Origin of the sequence: Halolactibacillus halophilus, assembly GCF_900115605.1 — a bacterium.
Lineage (GTDB): Bacteria > Bacillota > Bacilli > Bacillales > Amphibacillaceae > Halolactibacillus > Halolactibacillus halophilus.
On record NZ_FOXC01000014.1, the window covers coordinates 1 to 26,324 of the forward strand.

At 39.4% G+C, this 26,324-nt stretch carries 41 protein-coding genes and 2 pseudogenes; 3 read left to right on the top strand and 40 right to left on the bottom strand.

Features of this window, described 5'->3' with window-relative positions; all coding sequences use genetic code 11:
* Positions 1 to 403 (top strand): annotated as a pseudogene (locus tag BM098_RS13425) (hypothetical protein); the annotation flags it as partial.
* Positions 404 to 650: 247 nt separating this feature from the next.
* Here the strand turns inward: BM098_RS13425 and BM098_RS06420 are convergent.
* Positions 651 to 1,694, bottom strand: a complete 1,044-nt coding sequence (locus BM098_RS06420; RefSeq protein ID WP_307725251.1) for an Mrp/NBP35 family ATP-binding protein — start codon at positions 1,692 to 1,694, stop codon at positions 651 to 653.
* A gap of 215 nt (positions 1,695 to 1,909) precedes the next feature.
* The gene (locus BM098_RS06425) at positions 1,910 to 3,148 is read right to left on the bottom strand and encodes an EAL and HDOD domain-containing protein (RefSeq protein WP_089831609.1); all 1,239 of its coding nucleotides are present in this window, start codon (positions 3,146 to 3,148) and stop codon (positions 1,910 to 1,912) included.
* Positions 3,149 to 3,892: 744 nt separating this feature from the next.
* Here BM098_RS06425 and BM098_RS06430 point away from each other — a divergent pair.
* The gene (locus BM098_RS06430; protein WP_146913873.1) at positions 3,893 to 4,036 is read left to right on the top strand and encodes an IS3 family transposase; all 144 of its coding nucleotides are present in this window, start codon (positions 3,893 to 3,895) and stop codon (positions 4,034 to 4,036) included.
* Between the two features lie 121 nt (positions 4,037 to 4,157).
* On the opposite strand, the pseudogene BM098_RS06435 reads toward BM098_RS06430, so the two are convergent.
* Positions 4,158 to 5,446: pseudogene (locus tag BM098_RS06435) on the bottom strand (transketolase family protein); the annotation flags it as partial.
* Positions 5,447 to 5,517: 71 nt separating this feature from the next.
* Here BM098_RS06435 and BM098_RS06440 point away from each other — a divergent pair.
* Positions 5,518 to 5,769 carry a hypothetical protein gene (locus BM098_RS06440; RefSeq protein WP_089831613.1) on the top strand — a complete coding sequence of 84 codons (252 nt, stop codon included), beginning with the start codon at positions 5,518 to 5,520 and terminating at the stop codon, positions 5,767 to 5,769.
* A 513-nt stretch (positions 5,770 to 6,282) separates the two neighbouring features.
* Here BM098_RS06440 and BM098_RS06450 read toward each other — a convergent pair.
* The 37 genes from BM098_RS06450 to rplC all read right to left on the bottom strand — a co-directional run bounded on the left by BM098_RS06450 (position 6,283) and on the right by rplC (position 26,323).
* The gene (locus BM098_RS06450; protein WP_089831618.1) at positions 6,283 to 6,471 is read right to left on the bottom strand and encodes a hypothetical protein; all 189 of its coding nucleotides are present in this window, start codon (positions 6,469 to 6,471) and stop codon (positions 6,283 to 6,285) included.
* 185 nt (positions 6,472 to 6,656) lie between these two features.
* Positions 6,657 to 7,049 (bottom strand): 30S ribosomal protein S9, encoded by a 393-nt coding sequence (gene rpsI, locus BM098_RS06455; RefSeq protein WP_062321826.1) that lies wholly within the window; start codon positions 7,047 to 7,049, stop codon positions 6,657 to 6,659.
* A 20-nt stretch (positions 7,050 to 7,069) separates the two neighbouring features.
* Positions 7,070 to 7,507, bottom strand: coding sequence for a 50S ribosomal protein L13 (rplM, locus tag BM098_RS06460; protein ID WP_089831620.1), 438 nt, complete (start codon positions 7,505 to 7,507; stop codon positions 7,070 to 7,072).
* Positions 7,508 to 7,691: 184 nt separating this feature from the next.
* On the bottom strand, positions 7,692 to 8,450 hold the full coding sequence (gene truA / locus BM098_RS06465) for a tRNA pseudouridine(38-40) synthase TruA (protein WP_089831622.1): 759 nt from the start codon (positions 8,448 to 8,450) through the stop codon (positions 7,692 to 7,694).
* Positions 8,451 to 8,476: 26 nt separating this feature from the next.
* Complete coding sequence (locus BM098_RS06470; protein WP_089831624.1) at positions 8,477 to 9,268, bottom strand: AAC(3) family N-acetyltransferase; 792 nt, start codon at positions 9,266 to 9,268, stop codon at positions 8,477 to 8,479.
* A 110-nt stretch (positions 9,269 to 9,378) separates the two neighbouring features.
* Entirely contained in the window at positions 9,379 to 10,176 is a 798-nt protein-coding gene (locus BM098_RS06475) for an energy-coupling factor transporter transmembrane component T family protein (protein WP_089831626.1), read from the bottom strand.
* Positions 10,176 to 11,039, bottom strand: coding sequence for an energy-coupling factor ABC transporter ATP-binding protein (locus BM098_RS06480; protein WP_089831628.1), 864 nt, complete (start codon positions 11,037 to 11,039; stop codon positions 10,176 to 10,178). The genes BM098_RS06475 and BM098_RS06480 overlap by 1 nt, the downstream gene beginning before the upstream one ends.
* Entirely contained in the window at positions 11,015 to 11,851 is an 837-nt protein-coding gene (locus BM098_RS06485; RefSeq protein WP_089831630.1) for an energy-coupling factor ABC transporter ATP-binding protein, read from the bottom strand. The genes BM098_RS06480 and BM098_RS06485 overlap by 25 nt, the downstream gene beginning before the upstream one ends.
* A 272-nt stretch (positions 11,852 to 12,123) precedes the next feature.
* The gene (gene rplQ, locus BM098_RS06490; RefSeq protein WP_062321816.1) at positions 12,124 to 12,477 is read right to left on the bottom strand and encodes a 50S ribosomal protein L17; all 354 of its coding nucleotides are present in this window, start codon (positions 12,475 to 12,477) and stop codon (positions 12,124 to 12,126) included.
* Positions 12,478 to 12,519: 42 nt separating this feature from the next.
* A complete protein-coding gene (locus BM098_RS06495; protein WP_089831631.1) occupies positions 12,520 to 13,464 on the bottom strand; it encodes a DNA-directed RNA polymerase subunit alpha in 945 nt (314 codons plus the stop codon).
* Between the two features lie 222 nt (positions 13,465 to 13,686).
* A complete protein-coding gene (rpsK, locus tag BM098_RS06500) occupies positions 13,687 to 14,076 on the bottom strand; it encodes a 30S ribosomal protein S11 (protein ID WP_089831633.1) in 390 nt (129 codons plus the stop codon).
* A 25-nt stretch (positions 14,077 to 14,101) separates the two neighbouring features.
* Entirely contained in the window at positions 14,102 to 14,467 is a 366-nt protein-coding gene (gene rpsM / locus BM098_RS06505; RefSeq protein WP_062321809.1) for a 30S ribosomal protein S13, read from the bottom strand.
* 24 nt (positions 14,468 to 14,491) lie between these two features.
* Positions 14,492 to 14,605: a 50S ribosomal protein L36 gene (rpmJ, locus tag BM098_RS06510; RefSeq protein ID WP_089831635.1), complete on the bottom strand. Its 114-nt coding sequence runs from the start codon at positions 14,603 to 14,605 to the stop codon at positions 14,492 to 14,494.
* Between the two features lie 33 nt (positions 14,606 to 14,638).
* Positions 14,639 to 14,857: a translation initiation factor IF-1 gene (gene infA, locus BM098_RS06515; RefSeq protein ID WP_062321807.1), complete on the bottom strand. Its 219-nt coding sequence runs from the start codon at positions 14,855 to 14,857 to the stop codon at positions 14,639 to 14,641.
* Positions 14,835 to 15,170: a KOW domain-containing RNA-binding protein gene (locus BM098_RS06520; RefSeq protein ID WP_062321805.1), complete on the bottom strand. Its 336-nt coding sequence runs from the start codon at positions 15,168 to 15,170 to the stop codon at positions 14,835 to 14,837. The genes infA and BM098_RS06520 overlap by 23 nt, the downstream gene beginning before the upstream one ends.
* A 265-nt stretch (positions 15,171 to 15,435) precedes the next feature.
* Positions 15,436 to 16,086: an adenylate kinase gene (locus BM098_RS06525; protein ID WP_089831637.1), complete on the bottom strand. Its 651-nt coding sequence runs from the start codon at positions 16,084 to 16,086 to the stop codon at positions 15,436 to 15,438.
* Between the two features lie 47 nt (positions 16,087 to 16,133).
* Positions 16,134 to 17,429, bottom strand: coding sequence for a preprotein translocase subunit SecY (secY, locus tag BM098_RS06530; RefSeq protein ID WP_089831639.1), 1,296 nt, complete (start codon positions 17,427 to 17,429; stop codon positions 16,134 to 16,136).
* Complete coding sequence (gene rplO / locus BM098_RS06535; protein WP_089831641.1) at positions 17,429 to 17,866, bottom strand: 50S ribosomal protein L15; 438 nt, start codon at positions 17,864 to 17,866, stop codon at positions 17,429 to 17,431. Before rplO ends, secY begins: the two co-directional genes overlap by 1 nt.
* Before the next feature lie 25 nt (positions 17,867 to 17,891).
* Positions 17,892 to 18,077: a 50S ribosomal protein L30 gene (gene rpmD / locus BM098_RS06540; protein ID WP_089831643.1), complete on the bottom strand. Its 186-nt coding sequence runs from the start codon at positions 18,075 to 18,077 to the stop codon at positions 17,892 to 17,894.
* Between the two features lie 12 nt (positions 18,078 to 18,089).
* Complete coding sequence (rpsE, locus tag BM098_RS06545) at positions 18,090 to 18,593, bottom strand: 30S ribosomal protein S5 (protein WP_062321794.1); 504 nt, start codon at positions 18,591 to 18,593, stop codon at positions 18,090 to 18,092.
* A 21-nt stretch (positions 18,594 to 18,614) separates the two neighbouring features.
* The gene (gene rplR / locus BM098_RS06550) at positions 18,615 to 18,977 is read right to left on the bottom strand and encodes a 50S ribosomal protein L18 (RefSeq protein WP_089831645.1); all 363 of its coding nucleotides are present in this window, start codon (positions 18,975 to 18,977) and stop codon (positions 18,615 to 18,617) included.
* Between the two features lie 64 nt (positions 18,978 to 19,041).
* Positions 19,042 to 19,578 carry a 50S ribosomal protein L6 gene (gene rplF / locus BM098_RS06555; RefSeq protein ID WP_089831646.1) on the bottom strand — a complete coding sequence of 179 codons (537 nt, stop codon included), beginning with the start codon at positions 19,576 to 19,578 and terminating at the stop codon, positions 19,042 to 19,044.
* Positions 19,579 to 19,612: 34 nt separating this feature from the next.
* A complete protein-coding gene (gene rpsH / locus BM098_RS06560; RefSeq protein WP_089831648.1) occupies positions 19,613 to 20,011 on the bottom strand; it encodes a 30S ribosomal protein S8 in 399 nt (132 codons plus the stop codon).
* A 29-nt stretch (positions 20,012 to 20,040) separates the two neighbouring features.
* Positions 20,041 to 20,226 (bottom strand): type Z 30S ribosomal protein S14, encoded by a 186-nt coding sequence (locus BM098_RS06565; protein WP_062321786.1) that lies wholly within the window; start codon positions 20,224 to 20,226, stop codon positions 20,041 to 20,043.
* 30 nt (positions 20,227 to 20,256) lie between these two features.
* Positions 20,257 to 20,796 carry a 50S ribosomal protein L5 gene (gene rplE, locus BM098_RS06570; RefSeq protein WP_089831650.1) on the bottom strand — a complete coding sequence of 180 codons (540 nt, stop codon included), beginning with the start codon at positions 20,794 to 20,796 and terminating at the stop codon, positions 20,257 to 20,259.
* Positions 20,797 to 20,822: 26 nt separating this feature from the next.
* A complete protein-coding gene (gene rplX, locus BM098_RS06575) occupies positions 20,823 to 21,134 on the bottom strand; it encodes a 50S ribosomal protein L24 (protein WP_089831652.1) in 312 nt (103 codons plus the stop codon).
* A 63-nt stretch (positions 21,135 to 21,197) separates the two neighbouring features.
* The gene (rplN, locus tag BM098_RS06580; protein WP_062321780.1) at positions 21,198 to 21,566 is read right to left on the bottom strand and encodes a 50S ribosomal protein L14; all 369 of its coding nucleotides are present in this window, start codon (positions 21,564 to 21,566) and stop codon (positions 21,198 to 21,200) included.
* A 46-nt stretch (positions 21,567 to 21,612) separates the two neighbouring features.
* Positions 21,613 to 21,876 carry a 30S ribosomal protein S17 gene (gene rpsQ, locus BM098_RS06585; RefSeq protein ID WP_089831654.1) on the bottom strand — a complete coding sequence of 88 codons (264 nt, stop codon included), beginning with the start codon at positions 21,874 to 21,876 and terminating at the stop codon, positions 21,613 to 21,615.
* A 26-nt stretch (positions 21,877 to 21,902) separates the two neighbouring features.
* Positions 21,903 to 22,103 carry a 50S ribosomal protein L29 gene (gene rpmC, locus BM098_RS06590; RefSeq protein WP_018934219.1) on the bottom strand — a complete coding sequence of 67 codons (201 nt, stop codon included), beginning with the start codon at positions 22,101 to 22,103 and terminating at the stop codon, positions 21,903 to 21,905.
* On the bottom strand, positions 22,093 to 22,527 hold the full coding sequence (gene rplP / locus BM098_RS06595) for a 50S ribosomal protein L16 (RefSeq protein WP_089831656.1): 435 nt from the start codon (positions 22,525 to 22,527) through the stop codon (positions 22,093 to 22,095). Before rplP ends, rpmC begins: the two co-directional genes overlap by 11 nt.
* Before the next feature lie 17 nt (positions 22,528 to 22,544).
* Positions 22,545 to 23,186: a 30S ribosomal protein S3 gene (rpsC, locus tag BM098_RS06600; RefSeq protein ID WP_089831658.1), complete on the bottom strand. Its 642-nt coding sequence runs from the start codon at positions 23,184 to 23,186 to the stop codon at positions 22,545 to 22,547.
* 3 nt (positions 23,187 to 23,189) lie between these two features.
* The gene (gene rplV, locus BM098_RS06605; protein ID WP_062321772.1) at positions 23,190 to 23,531 is read right to left on the bottom strand and encodes a 50S ribosomal protein L22; all 342 of its coding nucleotides are present in this window, start codon (positions 23,529 to 23,531) and stop codon (positions 23,190 to 23,192) included.
* A gap of 20 nt (positions 23,532 to 23,551) precedes the next feature.
* The gene (rpsS, locus tag BM098_RS06610) at positions 23,552 to 23,830 is read right to left on the bottom strand and encodes a 30S ribosomal protein S19 (RefSeq protein WP_062321770.1); all 279 of its coding nucleotides are present in this window, start codon (positions 23,828 to 23,830) and stop codon (positions 23,552 to 23,554) included.
* Between the two features lie 57 nt (positions 23,831 to 23,887).
* The gene (gene rplB, locus BM098_RS06615; RefSeq protein ID WP_089831659.1) at positions 23,888 to 24,718 is read right to left on the bottom strand and encodes a 50S ribosomal protein L2; all 831 of its coding nucleotides are present in this window, start codon (positions 24,716 to 24,718) and stop codon (positions 23,888 to 23,890) included.
* Positions 24,719 to 24,749: 31 nt separating this feature from the next.
* Positions 24,750 to 25,043, bottom strand: coding sequence for a 50S ribosomal protein L23 (gene rplW, locus BM098_RS06620; RefSeq protein ID WP_062321767.1), 294 nt, complete (start codon positions 25,041 to 25,043; stop codon positions 24,750 to 24,752).
* Positions 25,043 to 25,666, bottom strand: coding sequence for a 50S ribosomal protein L4 (gene rplD, locus BM098_RS06625; RefSeq protein ID WP_089831662.1), 624 nt, complete (start codon positions 25,664 to 25,666; stop codon positions 25,043 to 25,045). The genes rplW and rplD overlap by 1 nt, the downstream gene beginning before the upstream one ends.
* A 21-nt stretch (positions 25,667 to 25,687) precedes the next feature.
* Positions 25,688 to 26,323 (bottom strand): 50S ribosomal protein L3, encoded by a 636-nt coding sequence (gene rplC / locus BM098_RS06630; RefSeq protein ID WP_089831664.1) that lies wholly within the window; start codon positions 26,321 to 26,323, stop codon positions 25,688 to 25,690.
* Position 26,324: the final 1 nt, after the last annotated feature.

The following is a 26,324-nucleotide window of genomic DNA, read 5'->3' on the forward strand; positions in this document are numbered from 1 at the left end:
TCTCTCTGACGTTGTTTTTCCTTATGGTCAAGATCATGTCAATCGTGCCATTCAGACACAAATGAACCTGAAAGATAAGTTGAAATATGGGAAGCGACTCGGTGTGTCCATTCACATGGCAGCCGCTTATGTCATTGCCCGTCGGGCAATGGGCTTTAAAGAAAAACTCCCACCGATATTGTATTCACTTGTTCCAGAGCAGAAACAAGGTCTACATCATTGGGCCGGGTGGGCGTATTTGACGCGTACCCTGTCTTTTGTCAGAACCTATACGTTCTATCAGACAGAACGATTCGACCCAAGTAAGTTGTGCTCCTGGAGCGCACTATTTCCCCAACATGCTTTAATAGATGTTGAGAAAATAGGTTTGCGGCGGTTGGAAAGTAGAAAAACCTATGCTTAGTTGAACGAGCATGGGTCGCCTTTAGGGTGTCCTTACGGAATCCCCTTCTCAAACATTCGTGAGAATGTTAGGTGGGGGTAGTTCAATCTATAACATAAAATTTTTAACTAAATCACCTATATAAGACTCTACTCAACCAACTATTATTATTAAAAAAAGAAAGCTGAAGTCCAAGAGGTTAATTAATCCTCTGGCTTCAACTTTTGTCATCTGTATCTTCACTCTAAAAGTATGAAAGCTTTATTGACTACCTTCTGGTCTCATGGATCACCGCTTCAGCCATCTGGCGGTAGATCATACCAATAACTTCATCTTCTGCATAGATAGAACCTCCCGATTGAGCGTTCTGGGGTTGACCTAATGGAATTTCTGCAAGTAATGGCGCATTTAATTCTTTAGCTAACCACTTACCGCCACCTTGTCCAAAAATATACTCGCGTTCATGTGTTAATTGACTTTCAAAATAAGACATATTTTCAATTACACCCACAATATCGTGCTGTGTATTTAGTGCCATCTTCCCGGCACGTGAGGCTACATGAGCAGCCGTCTCATGAGGTGTTGTCACGATAATTTCTTTCGAAGACGGCAAAGTTGTGTGAACATTTAACGCCATATCCCCTGTCCCTGGAGGCAAATCTAATAACAAGTAATCGAGGTCTCCCCATTCAACTTCTATAAAAAAACTGTTGAGCATTTTACCGAGTCGCGGTCCACGCCAAATGACAGGATCATTTCCTTCAACAAAGAAATCCATCGACATTACTTTTACACCATGTACTTCTACAGGTATGATTCTATTCCCTTGTAAGGTCGGCTTCTTTGTCACGCCCATCATATGAGGGATACTAAACCCATAAATATCTGCATCAATGATCCCCACTCGTTTACCCTGTCGCGCTAAATTGACCGCAAGATTGGCCGTCACTGTTGATTTGCCAACGCCGCCTTTACCACTGGCAATCGCGAGAAAAGTAGTGTCTGCTTCTCCATTTAATAACGGAGACATCATGACTTGATATTGAGGATATTTCTTTAACTGTTCTTCTGGCAACTTAGTGAAGTGAATAGTGACTTCACTTGCACCTGCTTGCATTAATTTATTAGTAAGTTCTTTGTTTAATTGATCATTTTCTGGTTGGTTTAATTTACTTAATGCTATATTAATCGTCAACTTCCCATTATCTTCATCTATTTCAACCGATTTAATCGCATCCGTTTCCACAAATCGTTTATGTATAAACGGGTCTTGGACCGGTCTTAAAATCGTCATCACTTGTTGTTTTTTCACGACAGTCTTCCCCCTTATGTTGTATCAGTTTCTACAAAGTAGTATAACATACTCCTCTTTCACTTTTGTTCACAGCGCATACGGCATGCTTTTAAGTCGGTCACATAGCTTTTACACAATTTCAAACACATCGACAACGCCAGCTATGAAGCCTTAACATAAAAAAATCTCACAAGAAAACGGATCGGCCGCTTTCTTGTAAGATCGTATCTTTGTTAATGAGCTTGAAACAAGGTCTGTACCCAATCATTCGCTTCTTGATAACATGTTTGTACAACTGCTTCTGTTAAATTTAATTGTTTCGTAAGAACATCGATCGCTTCCCAATCAACTTGTTCATAGCCCACAGCTAAACGCAAAAAGTCCGATAATTGACTTTGCCCTTCTGATAAGGCTGTTTCGATTGTATCATTTAACGACAAGGCCTGGAGCAATTGATCCATTGGCTGCCGTAAAATAGCCGGAAGCTGTGAAAAATAACCAACTAAAAAGGCTTCTTGAGTTTGATTAGGCAATAATTTTTCCGCTAGATTTTCACACATCTTAGCACGGTAATAAGAACTTTTAATCAATGGTTCCACATAAACCATATCTTGTTTTTGAGACATATCTCTTAACGCTAAGATATATAACCATTTCTTTAACTCTTGTTGTCCTAATAAGACGACGGCCCGTTCGATAGAGTTGATCTTTTGGACCCGTCTATACGCCGGAGAATTGATAAGCTTAAGTAATTTATATGATAATGATAAATCTTTTTGAATCGTCTTAGCAAGTGTCAGTAATTCTACATCACTACGCTCAATTTCTTTTACTAAGTTAAGGTAAGATAAATAATACGCAGGAATCTCAAATGTTTCTAATATTTCCGGCTCCATAAAGAAGAAACCTTGAAACAGATGGTAGCCTATCCGTTTAGCAAAATCAAAGTCATCCATCGTTTCGACCTTTTCTGCGATTAAACTCACAGATGGATAGTGGAGGCGCATGTCATTAATAATCCGTTCTTGATCAAGTCTTGTTGTTGTTAAAAAATCTACTTTCAAGTAGGTAAGACAATGAATCACACCTGCTTTTACCCACTTATTATAAAGGGGTTGTGTAACATCATCTAGTGCTAAGCGATAACCCTGTCTTTTCAGATATTTAATTTTTGCAATCATTTTGGGCGTCAGCTCAACATCTTCTAATATTTCAATCACGATATTTTGAGATGCAACATCATCAAAGCGTTCAGATAGTAGTAATGTTTCAGTGAAATTAACAAATACCGGGTAGTGTCCAGCTATTTGGTCAATACCAATATTTAAAAAAGCATTAATCACAACTTCTACCGTTGCCTTGTCACCATCCCACATTTGATTCACGCGATCAGACCGGTACAGTAATTCATACGCATACAGTTTTCTTTGACGATCTAAAATTGGTTGTTTCGCAACTAACGCTTTACTCAAAGCTCTCTCTCCCTATAACCATATTTATAAGCAAGCTCTTATATGTATTTTGTATTATAATTTATCCATACTTTAACTTAATATCGGATAATAATAGCCAGTGTTAATAGTTTTATAATTATTTTTTCACCTTATTTTTTAAAAATATACCATAATACAGCATATTAACGCACTCTACTCATTGATCAAAGGTTTTATAATATTTAGCGTTATTAAAGTGAGACAAAGGTTGCTCACACTAGCACCTCTATATTTTATACAGCCTTACTTCTTTCTATACATTTCTATATATGGATAACAAACCTATACAATCAGGAAATATTTTTTGACAACTCATCTAGCTTACTCCTCGATAAGCTATCAATCGTCTAAATCACTTCTAACACAAAAGAGCAACCTTCTTTTTAGAAAGTCGCCCTAAAATCACCCTATCAATATGACTGTATTAACACTCACCACATGTCTGTTGCTTTTTACTCTTAAACTTCGTCCATGTTTTTTCAAAGTTATTGCCACACCCACATTTGAATAATAACTTTTATGAATAGCCATGGTATTCCGTCGATAGTAATTACGAAAATATGGAGAAACTTATTGACGCTGATGAACAGCGCTGGGAAATTGAAGAGAGCTTAAGAATTATGAAAACGGAGCTTACATCACTTCCAGTCTATGTAAGGAATGACGATAGAATCGAAGCGCATTTCTTAACTTGTTTTCGATCTATCGTATTCTCAAAAAAAGTTGGACAATGCACCTCAGAAATCATTCTTCGGCCACTTAAAAGATGATATGAACTATCATCACTTTAAAACTATTCATGAATTACATGGTGTCGTTGATGATTATATTGATTATTATAATTATGAGCGCGGTCAATGGAACTAAAAAATTTGCCCCCCGTTAGTTACAGAGAGCAATATTTATTAAATATTTTATGAGAGTCTTTTTTTAATATCTGTGACAAAGGGTCCACATTATTACGATAACGGGCACTTAATATAAATACTCAATTATTTAACATGTCTTTTACTTGAGTAATAATATTATCTACCGTAAATCCAAATTTCTTCATCAATATATCGCCAGGTGCTGATGCACCAAAGTGATCTAAACCAATAATTTTGCCGTCTAAGCCAACAAATCGGTCCCAACCAAATGAAGCCCAGTCTCAATCGCCAGACGTTTCTCCACAGCTCGCGGCAAGATTTGTTCTTTATAATCCTGGGGTTGCGCCTCAAATAAATCAAAAGAAGGCATACTTACGACCGATGCATCTATCCCCTCTTGTTGTAGTTGTTTTTGAGCTTCAACTATAAGATGTACTTTTGAACCAGATGCAAGCAGTAACACATCTGGTGTATTTTGTTTAGATGGCGATATAATATAGCCGCCTTTAGAAACATTTTCAAAAACGTTTTCCGTTGTCCCTTCTAAGACCGGAAGATTCTGTCTTGATAAAACTAACCCCGTCGGCTTATCTTTTGATTTAACTGCTAATTTCCATGCCGCACTCGCTTCATTTGCATCTGCAGGACGGATTATTGATAGATTCGGCATAGCTCTTAGTGAAGCTAAATGTTCTATTGGCTCATGAGTCGGTCCATCTTCCCCGACGGCAATACTATCGTGTGTAAATACATACGTAACCGGCAGTTTCATTAGTGCCGCCAAACGCATAGCCGGTCTCATATAATCAGAAACAACGAAGAATGTTCCGCCAAAAGTTTTTAGACCACTATGAAGTGCAATCCCATTCAAAGCAGCACCCATCGCAAACTCTCTCACTCCAAACCAAATATTTTGGCCTGTATAATCTGTTTTTGAAAAATCTGCTTCTTTATTAATAGCAGTCTTATTAGAGCCTGCTAAATCAGCCGATCCTACAAAAAGATTGGGTAATACTTCAGATAAATAGTTAATCACTTTGCCCGACGCTTCACGAGTTGAAATAGATGTCCCTGCTTCGTATTTAGGTAAGCCACTTGCCCAGCCTTCTGGCAGAACATCATCAATATTATCCTCTAGTTCTTCTGCTAATTCTGGATATTTAATTTTATATTCACCAAAGCGTTTTTCCCAACTTTCCTCATAATATTCACCTTTTAGTTTTACTGCTTCTTTAAAATGAGTGTATACTTCTTCAGGAACATAAAAGTCTTCCTCAAATGTCCACTTGTAAGTATCTTCAGATAGTTTTGCTTCATCGCTCCCTAAAGGCGCACCATGGGAACTAGATTTACCACTTTTATTTGCTGAACCAAAACCAATAACAGTCTTCACTTCTATCAAAGTAGGTTCTTGACGGTGACATTTTTTTTGCTACGCTAATACTGTAATTAATTTGAAATAATAAATTAAATAAAGTTATGAGCAAGGAGCAAGGAGAAGAATTCAAAAGACAAATTCTTGCGGAAGTTAATCAAAACTCAACTGGTGGCATATCAATACAAGGTATAAGTAATTGTGGGGCTGTGAGTATTGCCGGATTCGCCCACACAACAGCATTTTCAGGTTTAGCGGCAGCTGCCGGCGTTAGTGGTCCAGTAGGTTGGGCACTTGGTAATGCTGTTGGTACTGTTTGGTTAGCTGGTAGTGCAGCAGGTTGTTTATCTGATTAAATAGGAGGTTGCTATATTGGAAACTACATTTAGTCTTCGAAGATTTTTAGGAGGTAGATTAGATCTTTTTTCTAGAGGTACATTTCAGCAATTTACGTTTTTGATTCTTTTTTCTATCTCATTCACAAAAATGTTTTCTGAAAATATACTGCTATATACATTGATAACCTTGTTAATTACAATAAGTAATATGGGTATAGAAAGTTATTCAATTGTAAAGAAAGGACCAAAACCTCCTGAATATATAGTATTCTTTATGAAGATTAGTTTACCGATCAATATTGTTATCCTATCTTTATTCTTTTTATTTGAATGAGAGGTAAACGGATATATCAGATTGATCGTTAATTTATTGAACTACCCCCACCTAACATTCTCACGAATGTTAGGTGGGGGTAGTTCAATCCGATCGAGTTAACTGGTGTTATCGATTCTAACTGCATGTAGTATTAAGAAAGGGCAACCCTCTTTTTTAAGAAAGTCACCCTCAGTCACTCTATCAATATAATGGTACTAACACTCACCACATGTCTGTTGCTTTTTACTCTTAAACTTCGTCCATGTTTTTTCAAAGTTATTGCCACACCCACATTTGAATAATAACTTTTGTGAATAGCCATGGTATTCCGTCGATAGTAATTGTGCATCTGTCTTTGTTTCTACATATTGTCTAATTTCATCAATCGTCCAGCGTTTATTCATCTTCTTCCTCCTGTTAGGCGTTCATATAATGGTCATACTATCATACATATATTATATTTTAAGGTTTGCTACTGTAGGGATCAGTCAACACTCTATTCATCAAGAGACGTGACCATTGGACTGATTTACCGAAAAAAAGAACCCCTTTTGAAAAAAAGAGGTTCTTTTTGAATTCTTTAAACATATTAACGTTTTGAGAATTGTGGTGCACGACGAGCGCCTTTAAGACCAGGCTTCTTACGCTCTTTCATACGAGCATCACGTGTTAAGAATCCAGCGCGCTTAAGTGTTGCGCGGTATTCTGGATCTGCTTCTAATAATGCACGAGATACACCATGACGAATTGCACCAGCTTGACCTGTGAATCCACCACCATGTACGTTAACTAATACGTCATAAGTACCTTCAGTTTCTGTTGATACTAAAGGTTGCTTGATGATTGTACGTAATGTTTCATATGGGAAATAACTTTCCGCATCACGATTATTTACTGTAATTTGACCAGTCCCAGGTACTAAACGTACGCGAGCTGTTGAACTTTTACGGCGTCCGGTACCGTAGTATTGTACTTGTGCCACTATGCGTTACCTCCTTTAAATTATCCGCGAAGTTCGTAAACTTCTGGTTTTTGTGCTGCATGTGTGTGTTCTACTCCACGGAATACGTGAAGTTTTTTAGCCATTTTACGACCTAATTTACCTTTTGGAAGCATACCTTTGATTGTTAGTTCTAACATTTTCTCAGGTTTCTTCTCACGCATTTCACCAGCTGATGTGCTTGTTAAGCCACCTGGGTGATTTGAGTGACGGTGATACATTTTGTCTTTAAGTTTGTTACCAGTTAATTCAATTTTCTCTGCGTTGATGATAATTACGTGGTCACCAGTGTCAACGTGTGGTGTGTAAGTTACTTTATGCTTACCACGTAGTAGTGAAGCAACTTCACTTGATAAACGACCAAGTGTTTTGCCTTCAGCATCAACTACAAGCCATTTGCGTTCAATGTTTGTTTCATTTGCCATGAAAGTTGTGCGCATATTCATTACCCTCCTGTATATCTTGTCTTTCGATGTTTTTTGTCCAATTATATTGGTTTGATCTTATATTCTACACAATTAACTTTCCGGGGCTAATCGTGGTATAGAAATAAAATGCCATAGACCATCTTATCCTAAAAATGAAGGAATGTCAATAGCTGTTCGCCCGGTTCCGTTGTTTTTTTCAAAACTTTTTTTCATTTTTATCATAAACCACGTGTTTTAAGTATAAACCTTTAGCTGGCGCGGTTTTTCCGAGGGTATTTCTGTCAAAATTCTGTAGAGCTTGCTGGATCACTTCAGGTGGTTTTCGGCCCTTCCCTACGTCAATTAAACTACCAACAATAATGCGTACCATGTTATATAAAAAACCACTACCACTGATTGTAAAAACAATCTCATCTGATTGGTATTCACATGTCGCATGAAAAATCGTTCGTACTTTAGAAGCTTTCACATTACTTTTCGCAGAACAAAAAGCGGTAAAGTCATGCGTGCCGACTAAATACTGACAAGCCTGATTCATCAATGCGACATCCAATGGCATTTTAACATAATGGCTGTAATGGCGTTTAAACGGATCAATGAGTGTTGTATTATACATACGGTACTCATACCACTTCTCAATCACGTTAAAGCGCGCATGGAAGTCATCAGCTACTTGATGGACATCGGTAATAACGATATCATCTGGTAATTGACTGTTCATAGCCCGTACCCAGTTTCCTTCAGGGATTCTTAACGTACTATCGAAGTGAAATGCTTGTCCTAACGCATGCACCCCGGCATCAGTACGGCCGGAAGCAGTAACTTTTATTTCGTTTCCTTTATGAATACGGGTTAAGGCTGCCTCAATCACAGCTTGAACTGTAAGTTGATTTGGCTGCACTTGATAACCACGATAGCGCGTGCCATCATAACTCACTCGAGCGAGTAAACGCATAACAATCATCCTTTATAACATTTTCCTTAATTTTTTATGTCCTCATCTTTGTACCATGAAACGGGTACCGGCGAAAAATCATCGAATAGATGTAAATCGCGCTCTAAGTAGTTTACCAGTAAATCGTCCATTTTCACCGCATCACCAACATAACAATCCGCCTCACCAAAGTGGGCTGAAGTCATACATCCTTTTGCCAAAAACGGTTCCGTCATTTTGACATATTTTTCAGCGATGCCACCTTTCACATGACGGTAAGTTGCCGCATGTTGTTGAGCACCGTTTGGTAACTTCACTTTAAACCGTACCGGACGATCCGTTAGTCGGTCCGGTACATCCATCCACTCTTCAACACTATGAATAAACGTATTTTTATCCATCCCTACACCGATAAGAAGCAACTTCGCCTTATAGTCATATAACTTACCAAAACAACCGTACCGATGACATGGTGTTCCGTGAGTATCATCATCACTTAAGTACTTTTCACTTTTTTCCCCAATCGCCGCTACAGAATGGGTCGGGTGAAGCGAACGACTCACCCCCGCTCGTTTTAGAAACAAATTAGATAACAGTCCCACACAACTCGGTTCCGTTTTTGGATCGAAGAGGAGTTTCTTCTCTCCCATCTGTTCCCACGTGTGCGTTGGAAAAATTAAGAGACCGTCTTTAAAGTAATCCATTAGGACATCGAGCACACCTTCTGCACGATCTTCTACTTCGCCAATAGCTTTCATTGATGAATGAACAAGGACTGTGTCAGACGGTTGTAACCCCATATTAACAAGCTGTTGTTTTAACTGGTCTTTTGTATACATCGGTACACCCCTTTATTATATCTATGTAATACCGTTTTTATCCAGTGACATAGTAAAACCTGGTATGACCTAAAAGGCCATACCAGTCATCACGTCAATCACTTTAACGATTATGTTCGAAGAACAAACAAACCGATCATCACAATTAAAAATAATCCAATGGCCATATAATCTCGTCTCACAATTTCAAGTTCTCTTAAACGTGTGCGACCTTCACCACCACGATAGCCTCTTGCTTCCATCGCCATCGCTAACTCTTCTGCACGTTTAAATGCACTAACAAATAGCGGCACGAGTAACGGCACAACTGCTTGAATCCGTTCTTTTAAGGGGCCTGTTTTAAAATCAACGCCACGCGAGGCTTGAGCTTTTGAGATTTTTTCTGTCTCTTGCATCAACGTCGGGATAAATCTTAAGGAAATAGACATCATCAGTGCCAATTCGTGGACCGGGAATTTAATTTTCTTTAATGGGTGCAACAATGTTTCAATCGCATCGGTAATTTCAATTGGTGTTGTCGTTAGTGTTAACAGTGATGTGATTAAAATTAATAAGAAAAACCGTAATGAGATTTGAAACCCTTGAATAAGCGCACCCGAGTAAATTGGCAACCCAAAAATAGTCGTGAGTACATCACCTTCCCGTGTCACAAATAAATGCAACAGAAAGGTAAATACAATCAAAAACCAAACTGGCTTTAGTCCTTTTAGTAAAAAGTGCGGCTTTATTTTTGTGAGCGCAGCTGCAGATAAACTAAATACCGTTAGCCATAAATAACTGTAAGCATTATTCGCGAAAAAGATGACGACGACAAAAGTAAAGATCATCATAATTTTCGTTCTTGGGTCCAGTTTATGCACAACAGAATCAGCTGGCACATATTGGCCAATAATTAAGGAACTCGCCATTATCTGCCACCTCCAATTTGTGCTTTTATTTCTCTAACTAAATCATCAACTGAATGTTTATCGTACGTTATACTAATCCCTAGACGTGTCTTTAAATCCATTAAAAACTGAATTTCTTCAGGCACATCCAGCTGCACTTGTTTTAAGCGTTCTTTTTGGACAAAGATTTCCTCCGGCTGACCCTCTAAATGTTTCTTTCCTTGCTCTAAAATGATAACATGGTCGGCATACTTTAAGGCATCTTCCATGCTATGCGTCACAAGGATAGTTGTTAAGCCTTTTTCATGATGGAGACGGTAAAACATATCCATCACCTCTTGTTGCCCTTTAGGATCAAGTCCTGCCGTCGGCTCATCTAAAACAAGTACCTCAGGTTCCATCGCAAGAACGCCAGCAATCGCCACGCGACGCATTTGTCCCCCGCTCAAATCAAACGGCGAGCGGTCAAGAAGCTTGGCATCTAAATTAACAGCCTCTAGCACTTTCGGTAGCCGCGTCTGAATCTCTTCTTCAGTGGCACCGAAATTCTTCGGTCCAAAGGCGATATCTTTTTCAATCGTTTCTTCAAATAATTGATGTTCAGGGTATTGAAACACAACCCCTACTTTTTCGCGTAAACCTTTAATGTTAGCTGTTTTCTCACCTGCTTTTAACCGGTAACCACCAATCATCACTTCTCCTGATGTCGGTTTAAGTAACCCATTAAGGTGCTGAATCAAGGTTGATTTGCCTGAACCAGTATGACCGACAATAGCTACAAATTGCCCTGACTGAATGTTGAATGATAAATCCTTTAACGCACGATATTCGAAAGGACTATTAGGTTGATAAGTGTGACTTACTGCTTTGAATGAAATATCCATAGTTGATCTAATAGCTCCTTTTGCGTTAATGGTTGTTGATCAAAATCAACGGTATCTTTTAATCGATTCGTTACTTTTGCTGTAAATGGGACATCTAAGCCAATCTCACGCAGCGATTCTTCTTGTTTAAACAGTTCCCGTGGAACCGTTTCTAGCCATATCTCACCATCATTCATGACAATGACTCGATCTGCCCCGACGATTTCATTTAAATCGTGGGTGATACTGACCAAGTTTACTTTAGTCTCTTCTCGCAAATCATTAACCGTCATCATAATCTCTTTTCTGCCACGCGGGTCAAGCATAGCAGTAGCTTCATCCAAAATAATTAAATCCGGTTGAATCGCTAGAACCCCAGCAATAGCTACTCGCTGCTTTTGACCACCAGAAAGGCGGTGAGGCTCATGAAATAGATAATCCGTCATGCGCACACTCTTCAAGCTCTCCTCGATCCGATTCAACATAATCTCTCGGTCAACCCCTCGGTTTTCAAGTCCAAAAGCAACGTCATCTCTGACCGTTGTACCGACAAATTGGTTATCAGGGTTTTGAAAAACCATGCCAACTTTTTCACGGATATCCCAAACCGTGTCAGGGGTTACTTCAATACCATGCACATAAATCGTCCCCTCATCGGGGAATAATAAACCATTCATTAATTTAGCAATTGTTGATTTACCTGAACCGTTGTGTCCTAAAATAGCTACCCATTCATCCTGTTTAATTGAAAAGCTAACATTTTTAAGTACCCAAGGCTGGTCTTCTGCATATCTAAATGACACATTTTTAAAAATGACTTGATCCGTTGCCATTCTCATTCCCCCAATATCGACAAATTATTTCCTAGGAAATGATTTATCAGTCTCTATAGTTGCTGTATCGTTACGACATTTTACATTCTTAACTGCTTATTTTATCACAATCTCAGAGCAATTGCTTATACAATAGCTAAACTAATAAATGGTAGCGTCTAAATCCGTCATTGCCTATCAGCTAAGTTTCTAGATACCCACCTGCAGCTACAAAAAAAGGGCCTGGAGTCACCTCGAAAGAGATCATCCTGCCCTTCATTCATCTTATTAAGTTAGACTAACTCAATAATCGCCATTTTAGCACCGTCACCGCGACGCTCTCCAAGTTTTAATACGCGAGTATATCCACCTTGGCGGTCTTCGTAACGTTTTGCGACATCATTAAATAACTTTTGTACAGCATCTTCGGTTTCACTTGCATCTTTACGATAAAGGAATGAAGCTGCTTGACGGCGAGCATGAAGGTCACCACGTTTACCTAATGTAATCATTTTCTCAACTACTGAACGTAGATCTTTAGCTTTCGCTTCAGTTGTTTCAATGCGTTCATGAATAATCAAGTCAGTTGCAAGGTTACGGAGTAATGCCATACGTGCATCAGTCGTTCTCCCTAGTTTTCTAGCCATCGATTATCCCTCCTTTTGTTTAAATCTCGATCAAATTTAAGACTATTCTTCTTTACGAAGGCCAAGTCCTAAGTCTGTTAACTTATTCTTCACTTCTTCAAGTGATTTACGACCTAAGTTACGAACTTTCATCATATCGTCCTCAGATTTATCAGCAAGTTCTTGTACAGAATTAATGCCTGCTCGTTTCAAGCAGTTATAAGAGCGTACAGATAAATCTAATTCTTCGATCGTCATTTCTAATACTTTTTCTTTTTGGTCTTCTTCTTTTTCGATCATGATTTCAGCATTTTGTGCTTCATCAGTTAAACCAACAAAGATATTTAAGTGTTCTGTAAGAATTTTCGCACCTAAAGAAGTTGCTTCTTCAGGACGAATGCTTCCATCAGTCCATACATCTAATGTTAATTTATCGAAATTCGTCATCTGACCAACACGCGTATTTTCCACTTGGAAAGTACAACGTGTCACTGGAGTGAAGATCGAATCCACTGGAATAACGCCAATTGGCTGATCATCATGATTGTTGACGTCTGCCGGGCGGTAACCACGGCCACGCTCTGCAGTCATTCTCATACGCAAGTGCGCATTTGCACCTAAAGTAGCGATGTGTAATTCCGGATTAAGAATTTCTACATCACTATCATAAGTAATGTCTGCAGCTGTTACAACACCTTCACCTGACACATCAATTTCAAGCGTCTTCGTCTCTTCTGAGTAGATCTTAAGCGCAAGTTTCTTGAGGTTCAGAATAATTGTTGTCACATCTTCAACAACCCCATCGATTGTTGAGAATTCATGAAGGACGCCATCGATTTGGATAGATGTCACTGCAGCACCTGGTAATGAGGATAATAGAATACGACGTAAGGAGTTTCCTAGTGTAGTCCCATATCCACGTTCTAGTGGTTCTACGACAAATTTTCCAAAAGTAGCATCATCAGCGATCTCTACAATTTCTATTTTCGGTTTTTCGATTTCAATCATTTATAAAACCCTCCTTTGAACGTCGAAACCCCGGTTAGACAAACGTCTAACCGAAATTCCTCAGGTAGGCAGTTCCCGTATCTGCACTATCTTTTATTCGTATTTTTCTGTCAGTACTTTTCTGCTTAATTAAAACTGTTAAAGTTTTAAGTCTTTAATCTGTTTTACCGAAAGCATTTATCATCCATTATAGACAAGCTGACAAATCCTATACGGATAAAATTATACACGGCGACGTTTTGGTGGGCGACAACCATTGTGAGGAACTGGTGTTACGTCAACAATGGCAGTAACTTCAATACCTGCAGCTTGAAGTGAACGAATAGCAGCTTCACGACCAGCACCAGGACCTTTAACAGTTACTTCTAATGATTTAATACCATTTTCTTGTGCAGTTTTTGCTGCAGCTTCTGCTGCCATTTGCGCTGCAAATGGTGTAGATTTACGTGAACCTTTAAAACCTAATGCACCAGCACTGCTCCATGTAATGGCATTACCTTGAACATCAGTAATTGTGACGATAGTGTTGTTAAATGTTGAACGGATATGTGCAATACCCGTCTCAATATTCTTTTTCACACGCTTTTTACGTGTATTAGTTTTACGAGCCATTAGAATCATTAACCTCCTTTATAGCTTATTTCTTTTTGTTAGCGATTGTTTTACTTGGTCCTTTACGTGTACGCGCGTTGTTCTTAGTCTTTTGACCGCGAACTGGCAACCCACGACGGTGGCGTAAGCCACGGTATGAACCGATTTCGATTAGACGTTTAATGTTAAGTGAAACTTCACGACGAAGATCCCCTTCAGTATTAAACTTATCAACCTCTGTACGAATACGTGTTAACTCATCTTCAGTTAAATCACGTACACGTGTATCTTCTGATACATCAGCAGCTTTAAGAATATCTTGAGCTGTTTTCTTCCCGATACCATAAATATAAGTTAAAGAAATTACTACACGTTTTTCACGTGGAACATCAATACCTGCAATACGTGCCATACTGTCATTGCACCTCCTTATTGATTAGCCTTGTTTTTGTTTATGCTTAGGGTTTTCGCAAATTACCATAACTTTTCCGTTACGACGAATAACCTTACATTTTTCGCACATTGGTTTTACAGATGGTCTTACCTTCATCACCCATACCTCCTCTATATTCGGAGCTTATCATTATTTATAACGGTACGTAATACGCCCTCTTGTTAAATCATATGGAGAAAGTTCAACCGTTACTTTGTCTCCAGGTAAGATTCGGATGAAGTGCATACGAATTTTACCAGACACGTGTGCTAGAACGGTGTGACCATTCTCTAATTCAACTTTGAACATTGCATTAGGTAACGTGTCAACCACGGTACCTTCTACTTCAATTGCATCGTCTTTGGCCATTGAGTTGATCTCCCTTCTTCAAATCAGTCACTACTTCTTTGACAAATTTTGATATAGCAAACCGTAGCTTACCATTCGTTACGCGACCTGTTTCTAGAAGGCTATTTTGAACCTCTGGAGAAATATAATTCATCGGTACGATGTGACTAAAGTTCTTCTTCTTTGGTCGATCATACTTCCGTTTTTCTCCGTCTGCAAGCAGCACAAAATGATCATCAACAATCTCTATGACGATGGCAAATTGACCTGCTTCTCGTCCTTTGAAGATTTGAACTACTTGACCGATCTTGGGACGCGACTCCGTATCATTCAAACATGATCACCTTCACTTAAGTTTTTGTTAATAAGATAACGAACTTATTGTTTAAACATGTTGATTCTCAAGCTTATATTCTACCATGTTTTTGTGCACACGTCCAACGATTAGAATTATATCCGAACCAAGAACGGTGCTAAGTTTATCTAATTACGAGGCTGAAAATAACCTCTTATCATCACTTGATGATTGCTATATCATTGGTGCAAATCGTACCACGACATGCTGAACATATTCGCGGCAAATTTCGCACGATAACAGTTTATGCTAATGTTTGAAGTTGCTTATCAACATCTTCAAACACGACATTAATGTCTTGATCACCATCTATGTTCACAAGATAGTTTTTGTCTTCATAAAAATCTAGTAGCGGTTGTTGCTGAGCAACGTTAACTTCTAGACGTTTAGAAACCGTTTCTGGACGATCATCTTCCCGTTGGATAAGATCTGCTCCATCATTGTCACATTTCCCTTCAACCTTTGGTGGGTTGTAAAGAACGTGATAAGTTGCACCGCACTCAGGACAAACACGACGACCAGTTAAACGGTCTACAAGCTTTTCCTGTGGTACATCAACATGTAAAACATAATCTAGCGGTGAGTTGAGTTCTTTTAATAAATTCTCAAGTGCTTCTGCTTGCGCAATCGTACGTGGGAATCCATCTAGTAAGAAACCTTTCTCACAATCCGGTTTTTGCAATCGTTCTTTAACGATCCCGATGGTTACTTCATCAGGAACAAGTTCTCCTTGATCCATAAATGACTTTGCTTTTTTACCAAGGTCAGTTCCTTCTTTAATTGCTGAACGGAACATATCTCCAGTCGAAATATGAGGGATCTGATATTTTTCTACTATCTTTTCAGCTTGTGTACCTTTTCCGGCACCTGGAAGACCCATTAGAATTAAATTCACTGCAATTCCCCTCGCTCTCATTTCATTCACATAGTTGTAGCGACTATTTATTTAATAAAGCCTTTATAATGGCGTTTTACTAATTGACTTTCTAATTGTTTCATTGTTTGCAGTGCTACACCAACAACGATCAGCATGCTTGTACCGCCAATTTGGACAGACTGTGGAAGTCCCGCAAGTCCACCTAAAATAATTGGTAATACAGCGACTGCAGCTAAGAAAATCGCCCCTACAAAGGTTAAACGATAAAGAACACGAGTAAGATACGTTTCAGTTTTCTTACCAGGACGGATACCAGGAATGTAACCACCTTGTTTTTTCAAGTTCTCTGCCATTTGCTCAGGGTTAGACTGAACGAATGTGTAGAAATATGAAAAGGCAATGATAAGAACGACATAAATGACCATACCAATCGGTTGCGTATAATCAAAAATACGTTCGATGGTATTAGCAAAACCGCCATCGAAGAACCCAGCAATCGTTCTAGGCGCCATAATGAATGACACAGAGAAAATAACAGGAATAACACCTGCTGTATTCACTTTCAGTGGTAAGTGTGTTGAATGACCACCTACTGGCGAACGATTGACTAAACGTTTCGCATATTGAATGGGAATTTTCCGTGTTGCTTGTTGGATAAAGATAACACCAACTGTAACACCTAATACAACTAACGCAATCAAGGCAACGATCACGACGTTAATGAATAACTCGTCATCACTTGCGCCTGTAAAATATTGCGTGATAATTTGGTTGATTGTATTCGGAATAGCAGCAACAATACCTGCAAAGATAATAATTGAAATGCCGTTCCCAACACCGTATGCAGTTATTTGCTCACCTAACCACATTAAGAAAGCTGTTCCTGCTGTTAATACGATTGCAATGACTAAGAATTTATCCACACCTGGATCAGCAATTAAGCCGCCTCCAACCATGGCATTAAATCCAATTGACATTGCAATGGCTTGAATAAACGCAAGTACAATCGTTGCATAACGTGTCACTTGAGCTAATTTACGTCGTCCAACTTCACCTTGCTTTTTCCACTCGGCAAATTTTGGTACGACATCCATTTGTAACAACTGCATAATGATTGAGGCAGTAATGTATGGCATAATTCCCATAGCTAGGATGGAAAAGTTTTGTAATGCCCCGCCTCCAAATGTGTTTAAGAATCCAAACACATTTTGTTGATTATTCATCATACTTAGTGCAGTGCGATCAGTGAAAGGTACCGGGATAAAGGTACCTAACCGAAACACAACTAACATAAGTAAAGTAAAGATAATTTTGTCTCTGATGTCTTTCACACGAAAGAAATTCGAGATTGTTTGGAACATTAGATCACCTCAGTTTGACCGCCCGCTGCCTCAATTGCTTCTTTTGCTGAAGCTGAGAACTTGTGAGCTTTTACAGTAAGTTTCTTTTCAATCGAACCATTGCCAAGAACTTTAATGCCAGCTTTTAACTTGCTTACAAGACCTGTTTCAAGTAAAAGCTCAGGTGTTACTACTGTACCTTCTTCAAATGTATTTAGTGCTGATAAGTTAATAACAGCATATTCTTTACGGTTGATATTTGTAAAACCGCGTTTTGGTAAACGTTGGAATAAAGGCATTTGGCCCCCTTCGAATCCTGGGCGAGTACCGCCGCCTGAACGAGAGTTTTGACCGCCATGTCCGCGACCTGAAGTCTTTCCGTTACCAGAGGACATTCCACGACCTACACGATTTCTACTCTTGCGAGTTTGTGATGGCTTCAATTCATGAAGTTTCATGCGAGCACCTCCTCTTTGCGCTAAATTAATTTACTTCTTTCACCGTTACTAAGTGTGATACTTTGTTAATGATACCTCGTACCGCAGGTGTATCTTCACGTACAACGGATTGATTTACTTTGTTAATGCCTAAAGCTTTAACCGTTTGCTTTTGTGTTTCAGTTCTACCGATAACACTGCGCGTGAGGGTAATTTCTAACTTATTAGCCATTTTTTTCCCTCCTTATCCTAACAGTTCTTCTACTGATTTACCGCGTAGTTTAGCGATATGTTCAGCAGGCTTAAGTTCAGATAATCCTTGGACAGTGGCACGTACCATGTTGATTGGTGTATTTGATCCTAATGACTTAGAAACGATATCACCAACACCAGCTAATTCTAGTACAGCACGAACCGGTCCACCAGCGATAACCCCAGTACCTTCTGGAGCTGGTTTAATTAAAATACTTCCAGCACCAAAGCGTCCAGTGATTTCGTGTGGTGTCGTTGTACCAACACGTGGCACTTCGATTAAGTTTTTCTTAGCGTCATCGATTGCTTTTCTAATAGCATCAGGAACTTCCTGTGCTTTACCAGTACCAAAGCCAACGTGACCATTTTTATCTCCTACAACCACTAAAGCCGCAAAACGGAAACGACGTCCACCTTTTACTACTTTAGCTACACGGTTGATTGTAACAACGCGTTCTTCTAAATCTAAATTGTTTGGGTCGATATAGTTACGCAATGTGTGTCCCTCCTTTTACTATTAAAATTCAAGACCTGCTTCACGGGCAGCATCTGCTAATGCTTGAACACGTCCGTGATAGAGGTATCCTCCACGGTCAAATACCACGTTTTTGTGGCCTTTATCTAATGCGCGAGTCGCGATTAATTTTCCTACTTGTTTAGCAGCTTCAACGTTACCAGTAGCTTCGCCTTCGAATGCTTTGTCAACAGTTGATGCACTAGCTAAAGTAACACCATTTACATCATCAATTAATTGCGCGTAAATGTTTTTGTTTGAACGGTATACGTTTAGACGTGCACGTTCAGGCGTACCAAAAAGGTTTTTACGTACACGTAAATGTCTTTTCTTACGCACCATGTTTTTATCTGGCTTTGTGATCATCTAGGTCACTCCTTTCTGCTCCGTAACAAACTTAACGTGAATTAAGTTATCAGATTAAGCTGCTTTATTTAGCAGTTTTACCTTCTTTACGACGAACATATTCGTCAGCGTAGCGAATACCTTTACCTTTATAAGGTTCTGGTTTACGTACGGCGCGAATGTCTGCTGCTATAGCACCAACTAATTGCTTGTCGATACCTTTTACAACAATTTTCGTGTTCGCAGGTACTTCAATTTCGATACCTTCTGGTTGTTCAATCTCAACTTGGTGAGAGTAACCAGCGTTTAGTACAAGTTTAGTTCCTTGCATTGCTGCACGGTAACCAACACCTTGAATTTCTAATGACTTTTCAAAGCCTTTGTGTACACCTTCAACCATATTTGCGATCAGGCTGCGAGTTGTACCGTGTAAAGCTTTGTGTAATTTAATATCTGACGGTCTTGCAACCGCTAATTCATTACCATCGATGCTAATTGTCATATCTTCATGAAGTTGACGAGCCAAAGTTCCTTTAGGACCTTTCACTGTCACAAAGTTGTTCTCATTTTTGATTTCAACGCCTTCAGGAATTTCGATAACTTTAAGACCTATACGTGACATCTACATGGCACCTCCTATCTTAATTAAAAAATACTTACCAAACGTATGCGAGAACCTCGCCACCAATAGCTTGCTCACGCGCTTCTTTATCTGTAAGAATACCTTTTGATGTTGAAACGACCGCGATACCAAGCCCGTTAAGTACACGTGGAAGCTCATCAGCTTTCGCGTAAACACGTAGACCAGGTTTAGAAATGCGTTTCAAACCAGTAATTACTCGTTCATCAGCTGCACCGTATTTTAAGAACATACGGAGTACACCTTGTTTATCATTTTTAATCACTTCATAATCGCGAATAAAGCCCTCACGTTTTAAAATATCTGCAATCTGAGTTTTAATGTTTGATGCAGGAAGCTCAAGCTTCTCATGGCGGACCATATTAGCATTACGAATACGTGTTAACATATCTGCAATTGGATCTGACATTGTCATAAAATTTACCTCCTTCCCTCAATCGGGTTTTACCAGCTTGCTTTTTTGACACCAGGAATTTGACCTTTATAGGCAAGTTCACGGAAACAAATACGGCAAAGTTTGAATTTACGATAAACTGAGTGTGGACGCCCACAACGCTCACAGCGGGTATACTCTTGTACTGGGTACTTAGCTGTCCGCTTTTGTTTTGCAATCATAGATTTTTTAGCCACTATTTTCCCTCCTTGTTTTAGCCTGTTAGCTTATTTTTGGAAAGGCATGCCAAGTGAAGTGAGTAATTCACGAGCTTCTTCGTCAGTGTTAGCAGTTGTAACGATGACGATATCCATACCGCGAACCTTGCTTACTTGATCATAATCTATTTCCGGGAAAATCAATTGTTCTTTAACACCTAATGTGTAGTTTCCACGACCATCAAATGCTTTATTTGAAATACCTCGGAAGTCACGTACACGTGGAAGAGAAACATCGACAAGTTTTTGTAAAAACTCATACATACGCTCACCACGAAGGGTTACTTTAGCCCCGATTGGCATACCCTCACGTAAACGGAATCCTGCAATTGATTTTTTAGCTTTTGTAATTAATGGTTGTTGACCTGAAAGCAGCTTTAACTCTTCTACAGCAGCATCAAGTGCTTTTGTATTTTGCACTGCATCACCAACGCCCATGTTGATTACGATTTTTTCTACTTTCGGTACTTGCATAACCGAATCATAGTTAAATTTTTCTGTTAGAGATGATACGATATCACTTTGATATTTTACTTTTAATGCGTTCATCTGAGTAGCCCTCCTTTCGTCGCTAATTATTTATCTAACGTCTCACCAGATTTTTTAGCGATTCGAACTTTCTTTCCATCACGATCTTCATATCCGACACGAGTTGGCTCGCCTGATTTAGGATCAATTGGTAATACATTAGAAACATGGATCGGCGCTTCTTGTTCAAGAATACCGCCCTGTGGATTATCTTGTGAAGGTTTTTGGTGTTTCTTAACGATATTCACACCTTCAACAAGTACACGTTCTTTCTTTGGGTATGCTTCAAGGATAACACCTTGTTTACCTTTATCTTTACCAGATAACACTTGTACTTTATCACCTTTTTTTACATGCATGCTAGACGCACCTCCTTACAAGGCTTTTCATTAAAACGATTATATTTCACATGTGTTTTGAACTTACAATACCTCTGGAGCTAATGAAACGATCTTCATAAACTTCGCATCACGTAGTTCACGTGCTACAGGGCCAAAGATACGTGTTCCTCTTGGGCTTTTATCATCACGGATGATAACCGCTGCATTTTCGTCAAACTTGATATAAGATCCGTCTTTACGACGCACACCTGACTTAGTGCGTACGATAACAGCCTTAACAACTTCACCTTTTTTGACAACGCCACCAGGTGTTGCTTGTTTTACTGAACAGACGATTACGTCACCGATATTAGCAGTTTTACGACCAGATCCGCCTAGTACTTTAATGGTTAAGACTTCACGTGCGCCAGAGTTGTCTGCTACTTTCAAACGAGTTTCTTGCTGAATCATACTGTTGTTACCTCCCTTCGGAATCAATCCGAGCGATTCTTTTCAATTAGATAATTACGGCTTCTTCTACTACTTCTACTAGACGGAAACGTTTAGTTTTAGATAGTGGGCGAGTCTCCATAATTGTTACGATATCATTCATTTTTGCTTGATTGTTTTCATCATGTGATTTGTACTTTTTAGAGTACTTTACACGCTTACCATATAATTTATGGAATTTATAAGTTTCTACTAATACTGTAATTGTTTTGTCTGTTTTATCAGAAACAACACGGCCAGTATACACTTTACGATTATTACGTTCTGTCATTTGAGGCTAACCTCCTCTCAAGTTTACTAGTTATTTACGCTAAGCTCTCTTTCACGAACGACAGTTTTCATACGTGCAATTGATTTACGAACTTCACGAAGACGTGCAGTGTTTTCCAATTGACCCGTAGCTAACTGAAAGCGTAGGTTGAAGAGCTCTTCTTTTAATGACTTGATCTTTTGTTCAATTTCGGCAGTGGTTAGTTCTCTGATTTCATTAGCCTTCATTGATTTCACCACCAATTTCTTCACGTTTTACGAACTTAGTTTTAATTGGAAGTTTGTGTGACGCTAGACGAAGTGCCTCTCTCGCAACTTCCTCTGAAACTCCCGCGATTTCAAACATAATCTTACCTGGTTTTACTACTGCTACCCAGCCTTCAGGAGCACCTTTACCAGAACCCATACGAACTTCTAAAGGTTTTTTAGTGTAAGGCTTGTCTGGGAAAATCTTGATCCAAACTTTACCACCACGTTTCATGTAACGAGTCATCGCGATACGAGCAGACTCGATTTGACGACTTGTAATCCATGCAGCATCAACTGCTTGCAAACCATATTCACCAAAAGTTACTTCCGTACCACCTTTGGCTTTACCTTTTAAACTTGTACGATGTTGTCTACGATATTTAACACGTTTAGGCATTAACATAAGTTGTGCCCCCTTCCTTACTTATTATTTTTAGTTGGAAGGACTTCACCACGATAGATCCACACTTTAACACCTAACTTACCGTAAGTAGTGTCTGCTTCTTCTGTACCATAATCAATATCAGCACGAAGTGTGTGTAGTGGAACAGTTCCTTCACTGTAACTTTCCGCACGAGCCATATCTGCGCCACCAAGACGACCAGAAACTTGGGTACGAATACCTTTAGCTCCCATACGCATAGCGCGTTGAATAACTTGCTTTTGCGCACGACGGAATGATACACGGTTTTCTAATTGACGAGCAATATTATCTGCTACTAATTTAGCATCGATATCAGGTCTTTTGATTTCAATGATGTTGATATGGACGCGTTTACCAGTTAAGTCATTTAATTTTTTACGAAGTGCTTCAACTTCTGAACCACCTTTACCAATAACCATACCTGGTTTAGCAGTTGAAATTGAAATATTAACACGATTTGCTGCACGCTCGATCTCTACTTTAGACACAGATGCATCTTTTAGACGCGTTTCAACGAAATCACGGATTTTAATATCTTCATGCAATAAGTCTGCATAATCTTTATCAGCGTACCATTTTGAATCCCAATCACGGATAACGCCAACACGAAGTCCTATCGGATTAACTTTTTGACCCACAGATTATCCCTCCTTCTTTTCTGATACAACCACTGTAATGTGGCTTGTTCTCTTATTGATTGCACTTGCACGGCCTTGGGCACGTGGACGGAAACGTTTAAGGGTAACCCCTTCGTTTACGAATGCTTCTGAAACGTAAAGATCTTCTACGTTCATGTCATAATTATGTTCTGCATTTGCGATCGCAGAGTTTAGTACTTTTTCTACAACTGGGCTTGCCCCACGTTGTGTATTTTTTAAAATTGCAATTGCTTCTCCAACATTTTTGCCTCGAATTAAATCAACGACTAAACGAACCTTGCGAGGAGCAATTCTAACAGTTTTTGCAACAGCTTTTGCTTGCATCAAGAGCGCCTCCTCTCCAATTAGCGTTTTGTTTTCTTGTCATCGCTCGCATGTCCTCTGAACGTGCGTGTCGGTGCGAATTCACCTAATTTATGTCCAACCATATCTTCTGTTACATAAACCGGTACGTGTTTGCGTCCGTCATATACAGCGATAGTGTGTCCCACAAAATTAGGGAAAATAGTAGAACGACGAGACCAAGATTTTACAACTTGTTTCTTGTTGTCCTCGTTCAATTTTTCAACTTTTTTCATTAAATGGTCATCTACGAAAGGTCCCTTTTTTAAACTACGACCCATACATAAACCTCCCTTCGTGATTGTCGGACGGGTGTTAATGCCCGTCTTTCAACCCCGTTATTTTTTACGTTTACGAACGATAAATTTATCTGATTGCTTGTTACGTTGACGCGTTTTCTTACCAAGTGTTGGTTTACCCCATGGTGACATTGGTGATTTACGACCGATTGGTGCGCGACCTTCACCACCACCGTGTGGGTGATCATTAGGGTTCATTACAGAACCACGAACTGTTGGGCGGATACCTTTCCAACGTGAACGACCAGCTTTACCAACACGAATAAGTTCATGTTCAACATTACCTACTTGACCGACAGTTGCACGGCAAGTACCTAATACTAAACGAACTTCACCAGAAGATAAACGTACTAATACGTATTTCTCTTCACGGCCTAAAATTTGCGCTTCAGCACCAGCTGAACGAGCTAATTGTCCACCGCGACCTGGTTTTAATTCGATATTGTGGATAACAGTACCCACTGGAATGCTCATAAGTGGTAATGCATTACCTGTTTTAATATCTGCATCTTCTCCTGAGAAGATTTCTTGTCCTACTTGAATACCTTTTGGAGCTAAGATATAACGTTTTTCACCATCTGCATAGTTAATTAACGCAATATTAGCTGAACGGTTTGGATCGTACTCGATAGTAGCAACGCGACCTGGTATACCATCTTTGTCACGTTTAAAGTCGATGACACGGTATTGACGCTTATGGCCACCACCTTGATGACGAACCGTTAATTTACCTTGGTTGTTACGACCACCACGTTTTGAAAGTGGTTGTAATAGTGATTTTTCCGGCTTATCCGTCGTGATTTCTGCGAAATCTGACGTTGACATGTTACGTCTACCGTTAGAAGTTGCTTTATACTTCTTAATCGCCATCTTTATTCCCTCCTTCTCTAACAAATTGAAATTATTCTACTGATTCAAAGAAATCTAGTTCTTTACTGTCTTCAGATAATTGAACAACAGCTTTTTTACGATTTGGACGGTAACCTCCGTGGCGACCCATACGCTTGAATTTACCTTTAATGTTAGAAGTGTTAATTTTAACAACCTTCACGCCAAAGATTTCTTCAACAGCATCTTTGATTTGATTTTTGTTAGCTTTTGTACTTACTTCAAAAGTATATTTCTTATCAACCATTTGGTCGGCAGAGTGTTCCGTAATAATCGGGCGCTTAATAATATCTCGTGCATCTCTCATTATGCAAGCACCTCCCCTGCTTTATCCGCTGCATCTTTAGTGATGATCAGCTTGTCATGTGTAAGTAAATCAAGAACGTTAAGACCACTTACAGTTAATACTTTAGCATTTGGTAAGTTGTTCGTACTCTTAGCTACAACGTCATCTTTATCAGCTGTAACAATTAATACTTTCTCACTTACTTTTAATGCGTCTAGTACTTTAACAACTTCTTTTGTTTTAGGTGCATCAAATGCTAAACCTTCTAAAACAACAAGGTTGTTTTCATTTACTTTCGATGAAAGTGCTGATTGAAGTGCTAATCGGCGAACTTTCTTCGGTAATTTATAGCCATAGCTGCGTGGTGTTGGGCCAAATACGACGCCACCGCCAACCCATTGTGGTGAACGGATTGAACCTTGACGGGCACGACCTGTACCTTTTTGACGCCATGGTTTACGACCTCCGCCTGCTACTGCTGAACGATTTTTAACAGCGTGTGTACCTTGACGACGTGATGCTTGTTGCATAACGACCGCATCGTGTAACACATGCTCGTTTGGTTCAATACCAAACACGCTATCGTTTAATTCTACATCCCCTACTTGCGAACCGCTTTGGTTATATAGTGCTACTTTAGGCATGACATATCCTCCCTTCGGTTATTATTTGCTAGCCTTTATTGCACTCGTAATTTTCACGAATGATTTTTTAGGTCCAGGAACGTTACCTTTTACTAATAGAAGATTACGCTCTGCATCTACTTTAACTACTTCAAGGTTTTGAAGAGTTGTTACAACGCTACCCATGTGTCCAGGTAATTTTTTACCCTTCATAACACGTGCTGGTTCTGCAGCTGCACCCATTGAACCTGGTGATCTGTGGAAATGCGAGCCGTGCCCCATTGGTCCACGTTGTTGGTTGTGGCGCTTAATCGCACCTTGGAAACCTTTACCTTTTGATGTACCTGTCACATCAATAATATCTCCTGCTTGGAATGCCTCTACGCTAAGAGCTTGACCTACTTCATACTCGTCAAGATTCACGTTACGGAATTCACGAATGAAGCGCTTAGGAGTAGTGCTCGCTTTTGCAGCATGTCCTGTCGCTGGTTTGTTTGCATTAACCGGTTTTTGGTCTGCAAACCCAACTTGAATCGCTTCATAGCCGTCGTTTTCTAAAGTTCTTTTTTGCAATACCACGTTAGGTTCTGCTTGAACTACTGTTACTGGAATTAATTCGCCATCTTCACTAAAGATCTGTGTCATGCCGACTTTACGACCTAAGATTCCTTTCGTCATC